Annotated in this window: 15 protein-coding genes and 1 tRNA gene; 11 read left to right on the top strand and 5 right to left on the bottom strand. The window is 67.3% G+C overall.

The window, feature by feature from the left end; translation table 11 throughout:
• Positions 1 to 10 precede the first annotated feature (10 nt).
• On the bottom strand, positions 11 to 148 hold the full coding sequence (locus OHA03_RS23225) for an SPW_0924 family protein (RefSeq protein WP_107055348.1): 138 nt from the start codon (positions 146 to 148) through the stop codon (positions 11 to 13).
• 143 nt (positions 149 to 291) lie between these two features.
• Complete coding sequence (locus tag OHA03_RS23220) at positions 292 to 1,956, bottom strand: lytic transglycosylase domain-containing protein (RefSeq protein ID WP_267005720.1); 1,665 nt, start codon at positions 1,954 to 1,956, stop codon at positions 292 to 294.
• Positions 1,957 to 2,154: 198 nt separating this feature from the next.
• Between OHA03_RS23220 and OHA03_RS23215 the strand changes: the two genes are divergently transcribed.
• The gene (locus OHA03_RS23215) at positions 2,155 to 3,027 is read left to right on the top strand and encodes a DUF4184 family protein (protein ID WP_267005719.1); all 873 of its coding nucleotides are present in this window, start codon (positions 2,155 to 2,157) and stop codon (positions 3,025 to 3,027) included.
• A 60-nt stretch (positions 3,028 to 3,087) separates the two neighbouring features.
• Here the strand turns inward: OHA03_RS23215 and polA are convergent, their stop codons facing one another.
• A complete protein-coding gene (gene polA, locus OHA03_RS23210; RefSeq protein WP_267005718.1) occupies positions 3,088 to 5,796 on the bottom strand; it encodes a DNA polymerase I in 2,709 nt (902 codons plus the stop codon).
• 156 nt (positions 5,797 to 5,952) lie between these two features.
• On the opposite strand from polA, the gene OHA03_RS23205 reads away from it, so the two are divergent.
• The 7 genes from OHA03_RS23205 to OHA03_RS23175 all read left to right on the top strand — a co-directional run bounded on the left by OHA03_RS23205 (position 5,953) and on the right by OHA03_RS23175 (position 15,123).
• Complete coding sequence (locus OHA03_RS23205) at positions 5,953 to 8,280, top strand: FdhF/YdeP family oxidoreductase (RefSeq protein ID WP_267005717.1); 2,328 nt, start codon at positions 5,953 to 5,955, stop codon at positions 8,278 to 8,280.
• An 81-nt stretch (positions 8,281 to 8,361) separates the two neighbouring features.
• Positions 8,362 to 8,832: a PaaI family thioesterase gene (locus OHA03_RS23200; protein WP_267005716.1), complete on the top strand. Its 471-nt coding sequence runs from the start codon at positions 8,362 to 8,364 to the stop codon at positions 8,830 to 8,832.
• 620 nt (positions 8,833 to 9,452) lie between these two features.
• On the top strand, positions 9,453 to 10,676 hold the full coding sequence (locus tag OHA03_RS23195) for a branched-chain amino acid ABC transporter substrate-binding protein (protein ID WP_267005715.1): 1,224 nt from the start codon (positions 9,453 to 9,455) through the stop codon (positions 10,674 to 10,676).
• A 109-nt stretch (positions 10,677 to 10,785) separates the two neighbouring features.
• Positions 10,786 to 11,718, top strand: coding sequence for a branched-chain amino acid ABC transporter permease (locus OHA03_RS23190; RefSeq protein WP_267005714.1), 933 nt, complete (start codon positions 10,786 to 10,788; stop codon positions 11,716 to 11,718).
• A gap of 5 nt (positions 11,719 to 11,723) precedes the next feature.
• A complete protein-coding gene (locus tag OHA03_RS23185) occupies positions 11,724 to 13,508 on the top strand; it encodes a branched-chain amino acid ABC transporter permease (RefSeq protein WP_267005713.1) in 1,785 nt (594 codons plus the stop codon).
• A gap of 8 nt (positions 13,509 to 13,516) precedes the next feature.
• Entirely contained in the window at positions 13,517 to 14,410 is an 894-nt protein-coding gene (locus tag OHA03_RS23180; protein WP_267008132.1) for an ABC transporter ATP-binding protein, read from the top strand.
• Positions 14,407 to 15,123, top strand: coding sequence for an ABC transporter ATP-binding protein (locus OHA03_RS23175; protein ID WP_267005712.1), 717 nt, complete (start codon positions 14,407 to 14,409; stop codon positions 15,121 to 15,123). The genes OHA03_RS23180 and OHA03_RS23175 overlap by 4 nt, the downstream gene beginning before the upstream one ends.
• Before the next feature lie 76 nt (positions 15,124 to 15,199).
• Here the strand turns inward: OHA03_RS23175 and OHA03_RS23170 are convergent, their stop codons facing one another.
• A complete protein-coding gene (locus tag OHA03_RS23170; RefSeq protein WP_267005711.1) occupies positions 15,200 to 15,859 on the bottom strand; it encodes an ANTAR domain-containing response regulator in 660 nt (219 codons plus the stop codon).
• A gap of 97 nt (positions 15,860 to 15,956) precedes the next feature.
• Between OHA03_RS23170 and OHA03_RS23165 the strand changes: the two genes are divergently transcribed.
• Together OHA03_RS23165 and OHA03_RS23160 are read left to right on the top strand one after the other, a co-directional pair.
• Positions 15,957 to 16,031: transfer RNA gene (locus OHA03_RS23165), tRNA-Leu, on the top strand.
• Positions 16,032 to 16,140: 109 nt separating this feature from the next.
• Complete coding sequence (locus tag OHA03_RS23160; RefSeq protein ID WP_267005710.1) at positions 16,141 to 16,917, top strand: transcriptional regulator; 777 nt, start codon at positions 16,141 to 16,143, stop codon at positions 16,915 to 16,917.
• 8 nt (positions 16,918 to 16,925) lie between these two features.
• Here OHA03_RS23160 and pyk read toward each other — a convergent pair whose 3' ends face one another.
• Positions 16,926 to 18,359, bottom strand: coding sequence for a pyruvate kinase (gene pyk / locus OHA03_RS23155; protein WP_267005709.1), 1,434 nt, complete (start codon positions 18,357 to 18,359; stop codon positions 16,926 to 16,928).
• A gap of 370 nt (positions 18,360 to 18,729) precedes the next feature.
• Between pyk and OHA03_RS23150 the strand changes: the two genes are divergently transcribed.
• Positions 18,730 to 20,529 (top strand): bifunctional UDP-sugar hydrolase/5'-nucleotidase, encoded by a 1,800-nt coding sequence (locus tag OHA03_RS23150; RefSeq protein WP_267005708.1) that lies wholly within the window; start codon positions 18,730 to 18,732, stop codon positions 20,527 to 20,529.
• Positions 20,530 to 20,537 lie beyond the last annotated feature (8 nt).

Genomic DNA, 20,537 nt, shown 5'->3' with positions numbered 1-20,537 from the left:
CGCCCTCCCTCTACTTCTTGGGGCCGGGGACGGTGGTCAGCAGGGGTTGGGGCGAGGTCTCGCCGGGGGGGGCGCCGATCGCGCTGATGGTGAACACGAGGGCGAGGGCCGCGGCCAGCCCGATGGCGGCGGCGATGACGGCACGCATGCTCGGCCTCCCGGAGAACGCTGATCTGATGGGTCGTCAGGGTTGGGGCACCGTAGCAACGCGGGCGCGAGATGAGAACACGTGGAGCAGCCCCTGTGCCGGGTGGTGGCACAGGGGCTGCTCGGTGAAAGCGGTGCGGGGCGTCAGGCGGCGGGGGCCTCGACCGTGAGCTCGATGACGACTGTGGCGCCGCCCTCGGTGGTCAGGCGGAGCTTGTACGTGCCCGCGGTGCCGTCGGCGTAGATCTTCGGGAGCTGCAGCGTGCCGTCGGCACCGGTCTTCAGCTCCGTCAGGGCGCGGACCGTGTTGCCGTCCGCGTCCTTGAAGTACGGGCCCTTGTCGTTCTCGGCCGGTGTGTCTCCGTCGGTGATCATCGTGGCGGTGACGGCGACACCGGACGCGATCGCACCCTTGTAGGTGGCCTTGACCTCGACTGCGTCGGCGAACTCGGCGCCCGGCGCCGCGGTCAGCGCCTTGTCGTCGGTCCGGGCTATGGCGTCGGCCTGCCGGGCGGTGACGGTCGCGGTGTAGGCGACGGCCGGCAGCGAGCGGCCGGTGGCGATGGCCCGGACCGTGAACTCGCCTGTCGTCTCGCCCGCCTGCAGCACCGGTGCGGTCACCGTGCCGTCGGATCCGGTGGCCAGGGTGACCGCGTTCTTCCCGCCCTCGAAGCGGGCGTCCGTGTCACCGGCGATGGTGAACGTCACGGACACCTTGGCGAGCGGCCCGCCGAGGCTGTTCTTCGCCCGCACCTTGATCCGCTCGGCGAACGCGTCACCCGCGGTGGCGGTCAGCGCACCGGTGCCCGCGTTCTCCACACCGGCGAGCGTCTGGGACGGCTTGGGGGGCTGGGTGGGCGGCGGGGTGGAGGGCTTCGGGTCGGTCGAACCGCCGCCCGGTTTCGGCGGCTTCGAGTCCGGCTTCGGCTTCGCGGGCGGGGTCGGGGACGGCGAGGTTCCGGGGTTCGGGCTCGGGTCCGTACCACCGTCGAGGGGCGGCGGGACGACGCCGGTGCCATCGGGGACCTCGTGCGTGCCGCGCTTGTAGTAGTCGAACCAGGAGCGGACCGTACGAAGGTATTCGTTCGAGTGGTTGTAGCTGAGGACCGCCCGGTCGAGATCGGCCGCGATCGCCAGATCACGGGAGCCGGCGCAGAGATAGTGCCCGGCGGCGAGCGCAGCGTCGTAGATGTTGTTGGGGTCCTTGCGGCCGTCGTCGTTGCCGTCCTGGCCCCAGGTCGCCCATGTCGACGGGATGAACTGCATCGGGCCGACCGCACGGTCGTGCGTCGAGTCCCCGTCGTACGCCCCGTTGTCGGTGTCCTTGATCATCGCGAAGCCCTGGCCGTTGAGGACCGGGCCGAGGATCGGGGAGAACGTGGTGCCGTTCGCGTCGACCCGGCCGCCGCGGGCCTGGCCGGACTCCACCTTGCCGATCGCGGCGAGGAGTTGCCACGGCAGCCGGCAGGCCGCGTCGCTGCTCGCGATGGACTGCTGGGCCTTCTTGTACGCAGCCAGGACCGAGGCCGGTATGCCGGACTCCGCACTGCCGGTGATCGGCAGATTGGTCGACGTACCGGGCTTGTTGGGAGTGACCAGCGGCGGCAGGTCCGTGTAGTAAGGCGAGTTGCCGGTGGCCGCACTGTCGTCGGACGGTGTGGAGCCGGCTGTGCGCTGGTCACCGCCGCCACCGTCCGATGCGAGCACTGCCCCGGGGCCCTGTGACGCGGAGAGCGCCGCCACAGCAACTGCGGCCACCGCAGTAGTGGTCGCCCCTCGGCGCAGTCGGCGACCGAATTGCGCTGCCATACGTCTGGTCCCTCCCCATCGACGGCTGCCCGCGCTCCCCAGCGCGAGGACTCAGGCGACCCTACGGCAACTTGCGCCGCCCGAACACAGTGGCCTGACCGATTTTTATTGGTATTTCACGTTCCGGACTGCAAGTTGAACGGCGGGTGTCGGGTGTCCTTCGGATCCGCACCACAGTGCTCGCGCATACTTGCGGCCATGCCGTTCACCCTCAGCCATGCCGCTGCCGTGCTGCCGGTCTTCCGACGCAACGGCACCGCGCGCGGGCCGCTGTTCGCTTCGGCGCTCGTCGCGGGTTCGTTCGCCCCCGACATGACGTACTACGCGGATACGGCGATCCCGGGCGCAATGGAGTTCGGGCAGGTCACCCATGCCGTGTGGGGCGTGTTCACGGTGGACGTCCTGATCACCGCGGCCGTGGTGGCGCTGTGGCTGCTGCTGCGCGAACCGCTGGTGGCGCTGCTGCCGGGACCCTGGCAGGGGCGCGTGCACACCTTCGTGCGCGGAGAGCGGCAGGGCCCGTGGGGGGTGCGGGACGGTGCGTGGTTCGTCGTGTCGGCGGTCATCGGGGCGGGCACACACGTGGTGTGGGACGCGTTCACCCATCACGACCGGTGGGGCACCCGGTTGGTGCCGGTCCTCAACGAGAACGTCGGCGGCTTTCCGGTGTTCCAGTGCGTGCAATACGGCAGTTCGGCGGTGGCACTGACCGTGCTCGCCTGGTTCACCGCGTCCGGGCTGCGACGCACCGGGGCGCGGCCCGTCCCACCGTCCGTACCGGTGCTCGACCGCCGGGCACGGTGGTACGCGGGCGCCCTGCTGAGCGTCTGCGTACTGCTCGGCATCGTCCACCGGTGCGCCCGTTGGTACGCCTACTTCGGGCACATCGACACACCGCTGGACATCATCCCGACCGCCTGCTTCGGTGCCGGAGCAGGCCTTGCGGTCGGCCTGGTGCTGTACGGAACGTGGATACGGCTGCGAACCCGGCCCGGGGACGAGCCACCCACCGCCACCGCACCACCCGGCCACCGGACAGACCTGATGACAAGCCCGCCGGACAGCCCCTGAGGGTGTCCGGCCGGTCTTGCCGGACACCCCCGCGCCCGTGCGGGCGCCGTCACGGCCGCGTCAGTGCGCCGCGGACTCCCAGTCCGCGCCGACACCGACCGAGACGTCCAGCGGGGCACGCAGCTGCACCGCCGTCGACATCTCGTAGCGCAGAATCTCCTCGACCTGCTTGCGCTCGCCCTTGGCGATCTCCAGCACGATTTCGTCGTGGACCTGCAGCAGCATCCGCGACGTCAGCTTCGCGTCGGTCAGCGCCCGGTCGACATGCAGCATGGCGACCTTGACGATGTCCGCCGCCGTGCCCTGGATAGGTGCGTTGAGCGCCATCCGCTCGGCCGTCTCGCGGCGCTGCCGGTTGTCGCTGTTCAGGTCCGGGAGGTAGCGGCGACGCCCGAACACCGTCTCCGTGTAGCCGGTGGCCCGGGCCTCCTCCACCACCCGGTGCAGATAGTCACGGACACCGCCGAACCGCTCGAAGTACGTGTCCATCAGGCCGCGCGCCTCGCCCGTCTCGATGTTCAGCTGCTGCGAGAGACCGAACGCGGAGAGCCCGTACGCCAGTCCGTAACTCATCGCCTTGATCTTGCGGCGCATCTCCGGGTCGACGGCGGACTTGTCGACGCCGAAGACCTGCGACGCGACCGTGGTGTGCAGGTCCTCGCCGGACGTGAACGCCTCGATCAGGCCCGCGTCCTCCGACAGGTGGGCCATCACCCGCAGTTCGATCTGGCTGTAGTCGGCCGTCATCAGCGTCTCGAACCCGTCGCCGACGACGAAGCCGCGCCGGATCGCCCGGCCCTCGTCGGTGCGGACCGGGATGTTCTGCAGATTGGGATCGGTCGACGAGAGCCGGCCGGTCGCCGCCACCGTCTGGTTGAACGTGGTGTGGATACGTCCGTCCGCCGCGATCGTCTTGACCAGGCCCTCGACCGTCACCCGCAGCTTCGCCTGCTCGCGGTGGCGCAGCATGATGACCGGCAGCTCGTGCTCCGTCTGCGCGGCCAGCCACGCCAGCGCGTCCGCGTCCGTCGTGAAACCGGTCTTCGTCTTCTTCGTCCTGGGCAGGCCCAGCTCACCGAAGAGGACCTCCTGGAGCTGCTTGGGCGAGCCCAGGTTGAACTCGCGGCCCACCGCCGCGTGCGCCTCCTTCACCGCCTGCTGCACAGCGCCGGCGAACTGCTGCTCCATCGATTCGAGGTGCTCACGGTCGGCCGCGATGCCGTGCCGCTCCAGACGGGCCAGCAGCGCGGACGTCGGCAGCTCCATGTCGTGGAGCAGCTCGGCCGCACCGACCTCCTTCAGCCGGGCGGTGAACGCCTCCCCGAGGTCCAGGACCGCACGGGCCTGCGCCATCAGCGCATCGGCCTCCGCCTGGTCGTCCGCACCGAACGCCAGCTGCCCGTCCGCCGCCGCGGGGGCCAGCTCCCGGCCCAGGTACTCCACCGCCAACGCGTCCAGCGCGAACGAACGGCGGCCGGGCTTGACCAGATAGGCGGCCAACGCCGTGTCCATCGTGACGCCCTCGACCTGCCAGCCGTGCTCGGGGAACACCCGCATCACGCTCTTCGCGCTGTGCATGACCTTCGGCCGCCCGGCGTCCGCGATCCACGCGGCGAACGCCCGCTCGTCCGCCTCGTCGAGCTGCGCCGGATCGAACCACGCCGCCGCCCCGCCCGCCGCGGCCAGCGCGATCTCCATGACACTGCCGGTGCCCAGCGCCCACGTGTCGACCGTGGCGACACCCAGCGGCTGCCCGCCGTGCTCGGCCAGCCACGGCGCGAGCTCGCCCGCAGCCAGCACCGCACCGTCCAGCTCGATGCCCGCGGCAGGCGCCGGAGCCTCGTCCTCCGCAGCCCCGGGGTCCACCGCGAGCAGCCGCTCGCGCAGGCTCGGGTTACGGATCTCCAGCACATCCAGCACGCCCGTGACCGCCGAGCGGTCGTACGGCGCGCGCTCCAGGTCCTGCGGAGTCTTCGGCAGCTCCACGTCACGGACCATCTCGGTCAGCCGCCGGTTCAGCTTCACGGACTCAAGGTGGTCCCGGAAGTTCTGCCCGGCCTTGCCCTTGACCTCGTCCGCACGCGCGACGAGGTCGTCGAACGAACCGAACTGGTTGATCCACTTAGCCGCCGTCTTCTCCCCGACGCCCGGAATACCCGGCAAGTTGTCCGACGGGTCGCCGCGCAGCGCCGCGAAGTCCGGGTACTGCTGCGGCGTCAGCCCGTACTTCTCCTCGACCTTCTCCGGAGTGAACCGCGTCAGCTCCGAGACGCCCTTCGTCGGGTACAGCACCGTGACGTTGTCCGTGATCAGCTGGAACGAGTCCCGGTCACCGGTGACGATCAGCACCTCGAACCCGGCCGCTTCCGCCTGCGTCGCCAGCGTGGCGATCACATCGTCCGCCTCGAAGCCATCGACCGCGAAACGATCGGCGTGCATCGCGTCCAGCAGCTCGCCGATCAGCTCGACCTGCCCCTTGAACTCGTCCGGCGTCTTCGAACGATTCGCCTTGTACTCGGGGAACTCCTGCGACCGCCACGTCCGGCGCGAGACGTCGAACGCGACCGCGAAATGCGTGGGCGCCTCATCACGCAACGTGTTCGCCAGCATCGACGCGAAGCCGTACACCGCGTTCGTCGGCTGCCCCGCCCCCGTCGTGAAATTCTCCGCAGGCAGCGCAAAGAACGCCCGGTACGCCAGGGAGTGCCCGTCCATCAGGAGCAGGCGCGGTCGGTTGTCTGCCGTCTTCTTCGATGCCGTCTCAGCCACGCCCCCGATCCTGCCACGGACCACTGACAATCCGGACCGCACACCACTCCCCCGGCACGCGCCCCGCGCCGCGTGACACGATCGACGACAGGAACAACCACAGGAACGCATGCAGCGACACCGCGCAGGTTCGCAGCTGGCTCAAAGGGGAGCACAATGGCCACCAAGCCGCCCACCGGTGACCCGGTCCAGGACGCACCGCACGTCGAACCGGCCCGGCGCTCGGCCGCCGGAATTCCCGCCGTCGCCCACAGCCTGCGCATCGCCCAACAGCAGATGGGCATCCGCCGCACCGCCCGGACCCTCCTCAAGGTCAACCAGAAGGACGGCTTCGACTGCCCCGGCTGCGCCTGGCCCGAGGGCGACAAACGGCACACCGCCGAATTCTGCGAGAACGGCGCCAAGGCCGTCGCCGAAGAAGCCACCCTGCGCCGCGTCACCCCGGACTTCTTCGCCGCACACCCCGTCGCCGACCTCGCCGGCCGCAGCGGGTACTGGCTCGGCCAACAGGGCCGCATCACCCAGCCGATGTACCTGCCCGAAGGCGCCGACCGGTACGAAGCGGTGACCTGGGAACACGCCTTCGACATCATCGCCGAGGAACTGCGCGCCCTCGACTCCCCCGACGAAGCGCTCTTCTACACCTCCGGCCGCACCAGCAACGAGGCCGCGTTCCTGCTCCAGCTGTTCGCCCGCGAATTCGGCACCAACAACCTGCCGGACTGCTCCAACATGTGCCACGAGTCCTCCGGCTCCGCTCTCATGGAAACCATCGGCGTCGGCAAGGGCAGCGTCTCCCTCGAGGACCTCCACCACGCCGACCTGATCATCGTCGCCGGACAGAACCCCGGCACCAACCACCCCCGGATGCTCTCCGCCCTGGAGAAGGCCAAGGCCGCAGGCGCCAGGGTCATCTCGGTGAACCCGCTGCCCGAAGCCGGACTGGAGCGGTTCAAGAACCCCCAGACACCCCACGGCATGATCAAGGGCACCGCCCTCAACGACCTGTTCCTGCAGATCCGCATCGGCGGCGACCAGGCCCTCTTCCGGCTCCTCAACAAGATGATCCTGGAGACCGAAGGCGCCGTCGACGACACATTCGTGGCCGAACACACCCACGGCTACGAAGAGTTCGCGGCCGCCGCCCGCGCCGCCGACTGGGACGAGACCCTCACCGCCACCGGCCTCGACCGCGCCGCCATCGAGCAGGCCCTCACCATGATCCTCGCCTCGAAGCGCACCATCGTGTGCTGGGCCATGGGCCTCACCCAGCACAAACACTCCGTGGCCACCATCCGCGAAGTCGTCAACTTCCTTCTGCTGCGCGGAAACATCGGCCGCCCCGGCGCCGGGGTCTGCCCCGTCCGCGGCCACTCCAACGTCCAGGGCGACCGCACCATGGGCATCTTCGAACGCCCCGCACCCGAATTCCTCGACGCCCTCGACAAGGAATTCGGCATCACCTCACCGCGCCACCACGGCTACGACGTCGTCCGCTCCATCCAGGCCCTGCGCGACGGCGACGCAAAGATCTTCTTCGCCATGGGCGGCAACTTCGTCGGGGCGACCCCCGACACCCACGTCACCGAAGCCGCCATGCGCCGCGCCCGCCTCACCGTCCACGTCTCCACGAAGCTCAACCGCTCGCACGCCGTCACCGGCCGCCGCGCCCTGATCCTGCCCACCCTCGGCCGCACGGACAAGGACATCCAGGCAAGCGGCAAGCAGTTCGTCACCGTCGAGGACTCCATGAGCAAGGTCCACGCCTCACGCGGCAACCTCGCCCCCGCAAGCCCCCACCTGCTCTCCGAACCCGCCATCGTCGCCCGCCTCGCCCGCGCCGTCCTCGGCCCCGAATCCACCACCAACTGGGAAGAGTTCGAGAAGGACTACGCCACGATCCGCGACCACATCTCCCGCGTCGTCCCCGGCTTCGAGAACTTCAACGCCCGCGTGGCCCGCCCCGGAGGATTCACCCTCCCGCACCCACCGCGCGACTCCCGCCGCTTCCCCACCGCCACCGGCAAGGCCAACTTCACCGCGGCCCCCGTCGAATACCCCGAACTCCCCGAAGGCCGGCTGCTGCTGCAGACCCTGCGCTCCCACGACCAGTACAACACCACGATCTACGGCCTCGACGACCGCTACCGCGGCATCAAGGGCGGCCGCCGCGTCGTCATGGTCAACCCCGACGACGCCCGCACCCTCGGCCTCGCCGACGGCGCATACACCGACCTCGTCAGCGAATGGAGGGACGGCACCGAACGCCGGGCACCCGGCTTCCGCATCGCCCACTACCCCACCGCCCGAGGCTGCGCCGCCGCCTACTACCCCGAGACCAATGTGCTGGTCCCCCTCGACTCCACCGCCGACACCAGCAACACCCCCGCCAGCAAGTCCGTCGTCATCCGCTTCGAGAACATCCAGAGCCGAAGCGTCCAGGAGCGGGACATACAGGGAGAATCCGCACCCACATCCCACTAAGCGTTCGCTCAGTCGTCTGATAAGAACGATGCACACAGCAATAAAGCTATGAACCACCGCAGACGATCGGAGCCGGACCCCATGGGCGAGCACACCGCACCCAAGTTCCCCCAGGAGATCATCGACGAGTACGCCGCACTCGGCGTCGACCTGCCCGCCCTCTTCTCCGCCGGCCACCTCGGCGAACGCATGGGCGTCCAGATCGTCGAAGCCTCCGCGGACCGCGTCGTCGGCACCATGCCCGTCGAAGGCAACACCCAGCCCTACGGACTCCTGCACGGCGGCGCCTCCGCCGTCCTCGCCGAGACCCTCGGCTCCGTCGGCAGCATGCTCCACGGCGGCGCCACCAAGCTCGCCGTCGGCGTCGACCTGAACTGCACCCATCACCGAGGGGTACGGAGCGGACTCGTCACCGGCGTCGCCACCCCCGTACACCGCGGCCGCTCCACCGCCACGTACGAGATCGTCATCACGGACGAACAGGACAAGCGCGTCTGCACCGCACGCCTCACCTGCATGCTCCGCGACGCCCCCAAGCCCGCAGCCGCCTGACGCACCGGCACCGCACCACCCCTCCGCCCGGCCCGGATCACAAACCAGGCCGGGCAGAGTTATATCCACCCACAACACCCCGCCGAGGAAGGGGCGTTGGGCAACTTCCGCCCCCAACACTCTTGACCGCACAACCCGTTGTATGGCCCACTCAACAGCCACACGCACCCCACGGACACCACGGGGCGTGGACCACACCGCCCCCCGGCGTAACACTGCGTAACAAGCACGCAATACCCGGGCGCCGCCGGGCGGCGCACAGCACCCGGCCCGCGGCCGCCGGGCACTTCGTCGCGCCCTCACCGCCCCCGCGACGCGACAGCACCAAGATCGCTTCAAGCCCCTTAGCAGAGCTGCGCGTTCTCAGCATGCGGTCACTTCACCGTCCGGTAAAAAGCCGTACATGTCCGCACAGCCACCTCAAGCCTTCCTCAACGTCATAACAAGACAGTCACATCCTCCGCCGACCCATCCCCGACCCCGCCACCTGCGCCTAGAGTCACGGCCAGTCACCGCGCCGCCGGGCGCGACTGAGATCGCGGCGCTTCCACGCACCAGCACGGCCCGGCGAGTGCAACGGCACCTCAGCAGAGGGGGCCGCGCCTGGGAAAGGATTCACCGTGCGACACCGTTCCTTGCTCATTCTCACCGCTGTGATGACCACCGGTGCTCTTACCTTGACCGCCTGCGGTTCGCGCGACGACAACAAGGGCAGCGACAAGAACACCACCGTGATCATCGGCGTGGACGCCCCGCTCACGGGCTCGCTCTCCGCCCTCGGCCAGGGCATCAAGAACTCCGTGGACCTCGCCGCCAAGACGGCGAACAAGAACAAAGAAGTCCCCGGCGTCACCTTCAAGATCCAGGAGCTGGACGACCAGGCCGTACCGGCCACCGGCCACCAGAACGCCGTGAAGCTCGTCGCCAACAAGGACGTCCTCGGCGTCGTCGGCCCGCTGAACTCCGGCGTATCGCAGTCGATGCAGAGCGACTTCGCCAAGGCCCACCTCACCCAGGTCTCGCCGGCCAACACCAACCCGGCGCTCAGCCAGGGCGACAACTGGGGCACCGGCGACCTCAAGCGCCCCTTCGACACCTACTTCCGTACGGCCACCACGGACGTCATCCAGGGCCGCTTCGCCGCGCAGTACTACTACAACGACGCGAAGAAGCGGAAGGTCTACGTCGTCGACGACAAGCAGACCTACGGCGCCGGCCTCGCGGCCATCTTCTCCAAGGAGTTCGAGCGCCTGGGCGGCAAGGTCGTCGGCACCGACCACGTCACGGTGAAGGAGACCGACTTCTCCAGCACCGCCGACAAGGTCAAGAACTCCGGCGCCGACTCCGTCTACTTCGGCGGCCAGTACCCCGAGGGCGGCCTCCTCTCCGACCAGATCAAGAAGGCCGGAGCAAAGATCCCCGCCATGGGTGGCGACGGCATCTACGACCCCGCCTTCATCTCGGCGTCCGGCGTCGCCAACGACGGTGACCTCGCCACCTCGGTCGGCTACCCGGTCGAGCAGCTCGACACCGCCAAGAAGTTCATCGCCGACTACTCCGCAGGCGGCTACAAGGACCCCTACGCGGCCTACGGCGGCTACTCCTACGACGCCGCCTGGTCCATCATCCAGGCCGTCAAGGCCGTCGTCGCCGACAACGACGGCAAGCTGCCCGACGACGCCCGCGCCAAGATCACCGCGGCCATGGCCAAGGTCTCCTTCGACGGCGTGACCGGCAAGGTCGCCTTCGACCAGTACGGCGACACCACCAACAAGCAGCTCACCGTGTACGAGGTCAAGGGCGGCGAGTGGGTGTCCGTGAAGAGCGAGACCTTCAAGGACTGACCACCGCAGCACCCGGCGCATGACCCGCACTACTTGAACCAGACCGCGCGAGGGCGCAAACAGCGCCCTCGCGCGGTGTCATATCCGACACGCTCATCGGAGGCCTGCGGTGCACGAACTGCCGCAAACGCTGGCCAACGGCCTGACCCTCGGTGCCCTCTATGGCCTTATCGCCATCGGCTACACCATGGTGTACGGGATCGTCCAGCTCATCAACTTCGCCCACGGCGAGATCTTCATGATCGGGGGCTTCGGCGCCCTCACCATCTACCTCTGGCTTCCCAGCGGAACAGCCCTGTGGATGGCCATCCCGCTCATGCTCATCGGCGGCGTCATAGCCTCGGTGGCCATCGCCACCGCCGCCGAAAGATTCGCCTACCGGCCGCTGCGCACCGCGCCCCGCCTGGCCCCGCTGATCACCGCAATCGGTCTCTCCATCGCACTGCAGCAGATCGTCTGGGGCTTCTACCCCGACGCCAAGAAGGCCCGCAGCTTCCCCGAATTCACCGGCGAAGCCTTCAAGATCACCGACAACCTGCAGATCCAGCGCGCAGACCTCTTCCTCCTCGTCGCCGCACCCCTGTGCATGCTGGCCCTCGGCGTCTTCGTCGCCAAGAGCCGCTCCGGCCGCGCCATGCAGGCCACCGCGCAGGACCCCGACACCGCCCAACTCATGGGCATCAACACCAACCGCATCATCGTGATGGCCTTCGCCATCGGCGCCGCCTTCGCCGCAGTCGCAGCGGTCTCCTCCGGCCTCAAGTACGGCCAGATCAACTACGAGATGGGCTTCATCGCCGGCCTCAAGGCCTTCACCGCAGCCGTCCTCGGCGGCATCGGCAACATCTACGGCGCCATGCTCGGCGGCGTCGTACTCGGCCTCGCCGAAGCCCTCTCCATCCAGTACATCCAGGACATCCCCGGGATGGACAAGCTCGGCGGCGGAGCCTGGGCCAACGTCTGGGCGTTCGTCCTGCTCATCGTCGTCCTCCTGGTCAGGCCACAAGGCCTGCTCGGCGAACGTGTCGCGGACAGGGCGTGATACCCATGACAAACACTCACGAGACCACCCCCGTCATCCCGCTCCCCGAGACCGGCGCACGACTCGCCACCACCGTCGGAGCCATCGCCACCCTCGCGAGCACCTTCCTCGCCTGGACCTGGACCGACGAATTCCCCGGCGACCTCACCGTCACCGGCTACCCCGGCGGCCTCCAGGTCATCACCCTCGTCGGCGCCGCCCTCACCCTGCTGTTCGCCCTCGCAGGCCACGGAGTACGCGGCCTCGGCTGGCTCAACCCCGCAGGCAGCAACAACGCCCTGCTGCTCATCGCACTCGGCACCTTCGGCACCACCTGGTACACCGTCATCGCCATCGCCCAGGAACTCGGCGGCATCGCCAACCTGGAACCCGGCGGATTCGTCGCCGCGGCAGCCTCCCTCATCACCCTGCTCGCCGCACTCGGACTGCCGCTCCACCGCGACACCGACCCCGCCAGCAGCGGCCTCAAGAAGGCGCTCGCCGCGGTCTTCGGCATCGGCGGCACCAAGCTCGCCCGGCCCAAGGCACTCCCCTCCTGGGCCCAAATCCTCGTCATCGCCGCCGCATTCGCCATCGGCCTGTTCGTCGCCTCCTACGGACTCCAGGCCGAAAGCGAACAATTCGTCGGCTTCCTGATCCTCGCCGCCTTCGGCGTCGCCACGCTCTCCCGCTCCGGACTGAGCGCCCGCCTCAAGGCACTCACCACCCAACACCGCAAGGTCACCGTCATCGCCGCCTTCGCGGCAGCCGCGGCCTTCCCGTTCACCCAGAACACCGACGAGTTCACCCTCCTCGCCGTCAGCATCCTGATCTTCGCGACCGTCGCCCTCGGCCTCAACGTCGTCGTCGGCCTCGCCGGACTGCTCGACCTCGGATACGTCGCCTTCCTCGGCGTAGGCGCCTACACCGCCGCCCTCGTCTCCGGATCGACCGCCTCAACCTTCGGCGTCCACTTCCCGTTCTGGGCCGCCGCCCTCACCGGCGCCGCCGCATCGCTGATCTTCGGCGTCCTCATCGGCGCCCCCACCCTGCGACTGCGCGGCGACTACCTCGCCATCGTCACCCTCGGCTTCGGAGAGATCTTCCGAATCACCATGGGCAACCTCGACGGCACCTCCGGCCCCAGCGTCACCAACGGCCCCAACGGCGTCCCCAACATCCCCGACCTCAAATTCTTCGGATACGACTTCGGGGCAGAACACACCATCGGCGGCTTCACCCTCGGCTCCTACGCCAACTACTTCTGGCTGATGCTGCTCTGCACGGCACTCGTCGTCACAATCTTCGCCCGCGCAGGCAAGTCCCGCATCGGCCGCGCCTGGGTCGCCATCCGCGAAGACGAAACAGCCGCCACCGCCATGGGCATCAACGGCTTCCGCGTCAAACTCATCGCCTTCGCACTCGGAGCCACCCTCGCCGGCCTCGCCGGCACCGTACAAGCCCACGTACAGCACACCGTCGTCCCCGAGATGTACGTCTTCGCCGGACCCGTACCGCCCAGCTCCGCGTTCCTCCTCGCCGCCGTCATCCTCGGCGGCATGGGAACCATCACCGGACCCCTGCTCGGCGCCACACTGCTGTACGTCATCCCGACCAAGCTGCAGTTCCTCAACGACTACCAGCTGCTCTTCTTCGGCCTCGCGCTCATCCTCCTGATGCGCTTCCGCCCCGAAGGAGTCGTCGCCGACAAGCGACAGCAACTCGAATACCACGAGAACGACCCCATCGACGTACCAGAACCACGGCAGTCCGAAGAAACCGGCGCCGGCATCGCCAAGGCGGGGGCGTGACAGCCGAAATGACCACCGACACCATCACCGAAGGCACCCCCAAGACCGGCACCCCCGTCCTTGAGGCCACCGGAGTCACCATGCGATTCGGCGGACTCACCGCCGTACGCAACGTCGACCTCACCGTCAACGCAGGCGAAATCGTCGGCCTCATCGGCCCCAACGGCGCCGGCAAGACCACCTTCTTCAACTGCCTCACCGGGCTGTACGTCCCCACCGAAGGCACCGTCAGCTACAAGGGCTCCGTACTCCCGCCCAAACCACACCTGGTCACCAAAGCCGGCGTCGCACGCACCTTCCAGAACATCCGGCTCTTCGCCAACATGACCGTCCTGGAAAACGTCCTCGTCGGCCGCCACACCCGCACCAAGGAAGGCCTCTGGTCGGCCCTCCTGCGCGGCCCCGGCTTCAAAAAAGCCGAAGCCGCATCCCACGCCCGCGCCATGGAACTCCTCGAGTTCATCGGCCTCCAGGACAAGGCCGACCACCTCGCGCGCAACCTCCCCTACGGAGACCAGCGCAAGCTGGAAATCGCCCGCGCCCTCGCCAGCGACCCCGGACTCCTCCTCCTCGACGAGCCCACCGCCGGCATGAACCCCCAAGAAACCCGCGTCACCGAAGAACTCATCTTCGCCATCCGGGACCAAGGCATCGCCGTCCTCGTCATCGAGCACGACATGCGCTTCATCTTCAACCTGTGCGACCGCGTCGCCTGCCTCGTCCAAGGCGAAAAGCTCGTCGAGGGAACCTCGGAAGTCGTCCAGGGCGACGACCGCGTCATCGCCGCCTACCTCGGCACCCCCTTCGAAGGCGCCCCCGGCGCCGAAGAAGTCGCCGAAGTCGAGGCCGCCGAAGCCTCCGGAGCACAAAGCAACACCAGCACGGAAGGAAACGCCCAGTGACCGCACTGCTCGAGGTCGAAGACCTCAAGGTCGCCTACGGCAAGATCGAAGCCGTCAAAGGCATCTCCTTCACCGTCGAAGCCGGCCAGGTCGTCACCCTCATCGGCACCAACGGCGCGGGCAAAACCACCACCCTGCGCACCCTCTCCGGCCTCCTCAAGCCCATCGGCGGCCAGATCCGCTTCGAGGGCAAACCACTCACCAACATCCCCGCCCACAAGATCGTCTCCCTGGGCCTCGCCCACTCCCCCGAGGGACGCCACATCTTCCCCCGGCTGACGATCGCCGAAAACCTCAAACTCGGAGCATTCCTGCGCTCCGACAAGGCAGGCATCGAAAAGGACATTCAGCGCGCCTACGACCTCTTCCCCATCCTCGGGGAGCGCCGGAAGCAGGCCGCAGGCACCCTCTCCGGCGGCGAGCAGCAGATGCTCGCCATGGGCCGCGCACTCATGTCCCAGCCCAAACTGCTCATGCTCGACGAGCCCTCCATGGGTCTCTCGCCGATCATGATGCAGAAGATCATGGAGACCATCGTCGAACTCAAGGCGGCGGGCACCACGATCCTGCTCGTCGAGCAGAACGCCCAGGCCGCACTCTCCCTCGCAGACCAGGGCCACGTCATGGAGGTCGGCAACATCGTCCTCTCCGGCACCGGCGCGGACCTCCTCCACGACGAGTCCGTCCGCAAGGCGTACCTCGGCGAGGACTGACCCACCCCTTCACACGGAAGAGGCCCGCACCCCGATCGATCCGGGGTGCGGGCCTCTTCCGTACGTACCTACGCGACTACTCGCCGTCCTTCGACCCCCGCCGCTTCTCCTCGGCATCCTCGATCAACGCCTCGGCAAGCTGCTGCATCGACAGACGACGATCCATCGACGTCTTCTGAATCCAACGGAACGCAGCCGGCTCCGACAGCCCGTAATCCGTCTGCAGAATGCTCTTCGCCCGATCCACCAGCTTCCGCGTCTCCAGCCGCTGCGAAAGATCCGCGACCTCGGTCTCCAACGCCTTCAGCTCCGCGAACCGCGACACGGCCATCTCGATGGCCGGCACCACGTCGCTCTTGCTGAACGGCTTCACGAGGTACGCCATCGCCCCGGCATCCCGCGCCCGCTCCACGAGGTCGCGCTGCGAGAACGCGGTGAGCATCAGGACCGGCGCGATGGACTCCTCGGCGATGCGCTCGGCGGCGGAGATGCCGTCGAGGATCGGCATCTTCACATCGAGGATGACGAGGTCGGGCCGGTGCTCCCGGGCGAGCTCGACCGCCTTCTCGCCGTCGCCGGCCTCGCCGACGACCGCGTAGCCCTCTTCTTCGAGCATCTCTTTGAGGTCGAGGCGGATGAGAGCCTCGTCCTCGGCGATGACGACGCGGGTCGTCAGCGGCGGGACGTGCGACTTGTCGTCGTCGGCGACGGGCTGGGGCGACTCGGGCGTGGTCACGGGGCTCCTCATTCAGGGCAGGTACAGCTCCCTTGAGCCTACCCACCTGCGGTATGGTGGTCGCGCAGGGGGTCGAAGGGAACCTTCGATTCTGCGAGCCCCGGTAGCCCAATTGGCAGCAGGCAATGGATTCAAAACCCATACAGTGTCGGTTCGAGTCCGACTCGGGGCACTTTTCCTTCGATTCCAAGATCACAAAGGAATATCAGAACTTCACGTGAACGTGTGAATACTGATCCATTCCAACGCGAGGCCATCAAGATCCAGACAGGCTCGGCCTTGTGTACGACCTTGATACGCGCAAACGCGCTCTGGATCTCATCGCCCAAGGCTTCAGCCAGAACTCCGTAAGCAAACAGACCGGCATCTCCCGGGCTGCCATCCGTTCGTGGCAAATACGAATAGAACCCCTCGGCTGGAACCGCGCCGCTGACTGCCCAAGGTGCGACGGCCTGCCGAGCGATCCCGAAGACCCCGCCGCGTACGCCTATTTACTCGGCCTCTATCTCGGTGACGGCTACATCACCCATGCGAGAAGGGGCGTGTACTTCCTACGTATTGCCTGCGCCGATGCCTGGCCAGGCCTCATCGACGCCTGCGCCGAAGCCGTGCAGCTCGTGCGTCCCGGCAACAAGGTGTTCCGGGTTCAGCGCCAAGGCTGCCAGAACGTGACCTGCTACAGCAAGCACTGGCCCTGCTTCTTCCCCCAGCACGGCCCGGGCAGGAAGCACAACCGCAAGATCGCTCTCGAACCCTGGCAACAGAAGATCGTGGATGCCCACCCGTGGGAGTTCATCCGCGGCCTGATCCACTCCGACGGATGTCGCATCACCAACTGGACCACCCGACTCATCGCCGGTGAGCGGAAGCGTTACGAATACCCCCGGTACTTCTTCACCAACAAGTCGGACGACATCCGCAAGCTGTTCAGCGACACCCTCACCGCCGTCGGGGTCGAGTGGACGACCCTCTCGCGCGGGGGCAACCCGCTCAACATCTCCGTCGCCCGACGGGCGTCCGTCGCGCTCATGGACGCTCACGTCGGGCCGAAGCACTGACGACCGATCTACTTGGGGCTGTCGTCCTCGCCGATGTGGTGCACGCGTACCAGGTTCGTCGATCCCGCGACGCCGGGCGGGGAGCCGGCCGTGATGACCACGACGTCGCCCTTCTCGCAGCGGCCGATCCGCAGGAGTTCCTCGTCGACCTGGGCGACCATCGCGTCCGTGGAGTCGACGTGCGGGCCGAGGAAGGTCTCGACGCCCCACGTGAGGTTCAGCTGGGAGCGGGTGGCCGGGTCCGGGGTGAAGGCCAGCAGTGGGATGGGTGAGCGGTAGCGCGAGAGTCGCTTGACGGTGTCGCCGCTCTGGGTGAAGGCGACCAGGAACTTCGCGCCGAGGAAGTCGCCCATCTCGGCGGCTGCGCGGGCGACCGCGCCGCCCTGGGTGCGGGGCTTGTTGCGATCGGTGAGCGGGGACAGGCCCTTGGCGAGGATGTCTTCCTCGGCGGCTTCGACGATGCGGGACATCGTGCGGACCGTTTCGATGGGGTATTTGCCGACGCTGGTCTCGCCGGAGAGCATCACCGCGTCGGTGCCGTCGATGACGGCGTTGGCGACGTCGGAGGCTTCGGCGCGGGTGGGCCGGGAGTTGTCGATCATCGAGTCGAGCATCTGGGTGGCGACGATGACCGGTTTGGCGTTGCGCTTGGCGAGTTTGATGGCGCGCTTCTGGACGATCGGGACTTGTTCGAGGGGCATTTCGACGCCGAGGTCGCCGCGGGCGACCATGATGCCGTCGAATGCGGCGACGATGTCGTCGATGTTCTCGACGGCCTGGGGTTTTTCGACTTTGGCGATGACGGGGAGGCGGCGGCCTTCTTCGTCCATGATGCGGTGGACGTCGTCGATGTCTTGTCCGCTGCGTACGAAGGAGAGGGCGATGATGTCGGCGCCGGTGCGCAGGGCCCAGCGGAGGTCTTCGATGTCTTTGTCGGAGAGTGCGGGGACGGAGACGGCGACGCCGGGGAGGTTGAGGCCTTTGTTGTCGGAGACCATGCCTCCTTCGATGACGGTGGTGTGGACGCGGGGGCCGTCGACGTGGGTGACTTCGAGGGTGACGCGGCCGTCGTCGACGAGGATGCGTTCGCCGGTGGTGACGTCGGTGTGGAGGCCTTCGTAGGTGGTGCCGCAGGTGTTGCGGTCGCCTTCGGTGGGTTCGACGGTGATGGTGAAGGTGTCGCCGCGTTCAAGGAGTACGGGGCCTTCGCGGAAGCGGCCGAGGCGGATCTTCGGGCCTTGAAGGTCGGCGAGGATGCCGACGCTGCGTCCGGTTTCGTCGGAGGCTTTGCGTACGTGGCGGTAGCGCTGTTCGTGTTCGGCGTAGGAGCCGTGGCTGAGGTTGAAGCGGGCGATGTCCATTCCGGCTTCGACGAGTGCCTTGATCTGCTCGTATGTGTCGGTGGCGGGGCCCAGGGTGCAGACGATTTTTGCTCGGCGCATGGTTTGAGCCTAGACCTTACCTACGGGTAGCGATTTGGGTCTGCGTGTCGACTCAACAACCTTTAGGTGAAGGGTTATTGACAAGTGTTGAATTGTGCACGGTGGCGCTCTGATGAGCATTCTGTTCAGAGTTTTGGGGGTGCTTTGGTGAAGTGGGCGTTCACCTGGGCGCGGAGGGCCTGACGTTGGGGGCGCGGGGTCGAGGGCGGGGCCCGTAGGGGCTGGTGGGGGTCGATGGGCCCACGGTCGCATCGAGGTGTGACTCGTGTGGTCATCAGATAGAAACCTGCGAGGGGTGTTGCCGGGTGCGGCTGGTGGGTCATTATCTACGCGCGTTGTGTACTGCGAGATCTGATCTGTGGGAGACGAGATGCCGCTGAACCGTAGGACGTTCCTGGGCACATCGGCTGCGGCCGGGGCCGGTGTGGCGATGGCTGGGGGTGTGGCTGTGCCTGCCGAGGCCGACGGTCGTGGTCATGGGCGTCCCCCGAAGCGGTATTCGTTCACGGTGATGGGCACGACCGATCTGCACGGGAATGTCTTCAACTGGGACTACTTCACGGACAAGGAGTTCGACGACAAGGCGCACAACGATGTGGGTCTGGCCAAGATCTCGACGCTGGTGGACCAGGTCCGTGCGGAGAAGGGCCGGCACAACACCCTGATGATCGATGCGGGTGACACGATCCAGGGCACGCAGCTGTCGTACTACTACGCGAAGATCGATCCGATCACGGCGAAGCGTGGTCCGGTGCATCCGATGGCGCAGGCGATGAACGCGATCGGGTATGACGCGGCGGCGCTGGGCAACCATGAGTTCAACTACGGCATTCCGGTGCTGCGGAAGTTCGAGGAGCAGTGTGATTTCCCGCTGCTGGGTGCGAATGCCCTGGATGCGAAGACGTTGCGGCCGGCGTTCGCTCCGTATGTGATCAAGCGGATGCGTACGCCGCACGGTCCGGATGTGAAGGTGGCGATTCTGGGTCTGACGAATCCGGGGATCGCGATCTGGGACAAGGCGAACGTCAGTGGAAAGATGGTGTTCCCGGGGTTGGAGGAGCAGGCGGCGAAGTTTGTGCCGAGGCTTCGGTCCATGGGTGCGGATGTCGTGATCGTGTCGGCGCATTCGGGGACCAGTGGGACGTCGTCGTACGGTGATCAGGTTCCGTACGTGGAGAACGCGGCGGCTCTGGTGGCGGAGCAGGTGCCGGGTATCGATGCGATTCTGGTCGGCCATGCGCATCTGGAGATCCCCGAGTACTTCGTGGAGAACAAGGAGACGGGCAAGAAGGTGGTGCTCTCCGAGCCGTTGAAGTGGGGGCAGCGGTTGACGCTGTTCGACTTCGATCTGGTGTGGGAGAAGGGCTGCTGGGTGGTGGAGCGTGCGGGTTCGCGGGTGCTGAACTCCAACACGGTGGCGGAGGACCCGAAGATCACGGGTCTGCTGGCCGACGAGCACAAGAAGGTCGTGGCGTACGTCAATCAGGTCATCGGTTCGTCGACGGTGGCGATGACGACGGCGGAGGCGGCGTGGAAGGACGAGCCGATCATTGATCTGATCAATGTGGTTCAGGGGGAGACGGTGAAGGCTGCTCTGGCTGGTGGTGAGTATGCGTCGCTTCCGGTGCTGTCCCAGGCGTCGTGCTTCTCGCGTACGGCGCAGATTCCTGCCGGTGATGTGACGATCAAGGATGCGGCGGGGCTGTATCCGTTCGAGAACACGCTTGAGGCCCGGTTGTTGACGGGTGCGCAGATCAAGGACTACCTGGAGTTCTCGGCGCGGTATTACGTGCAGACGGCGGCCGATGTTCCGGTGGATACGGCGAAGTTGACGAATGCGGACAACACACCGGACTACAACTATGACGCGGTGTCGGGTCTGACGTATGACATCGACATTGCGAAGCCGAATGGTTCGCGGATTGTGAATCTGTCGTTCGAGGGCAAGGCGATCGATCCGGCGGCTCAGTTCGTGCTGGCGGTGAACAACTATCGGGCGAGCGGTGGCGGTAACTTCCCGCATGTGCCGGGTGCGAAGCAGTTGTGGGCGAATTCGGAGGAGATCCGCAACACGATCATTGCGTGGGTGCAGGCGAAGGGTTCGGTGGACGGTTCGCAGTTCGCTTCGGTGGACTGGCGGCTGACGCGGGACGGTAAGCCGGTGTTCTAGCGGTTCTC

It is taken from the genome of Streptomyces sp. NBC_00154 (genome assembly GCF_026342835.1).
Taxonomy (GTDB): domain Bacteria; phylum Actinomycetota; class Actinomycetes; order Streptomycetales; family Streptomycetaceae; genus Streptomyces.
Note: the sequence above shows the minus strand (reverse complement) of the source record. Positions and strands in the feature narration are given on the sequence as shown.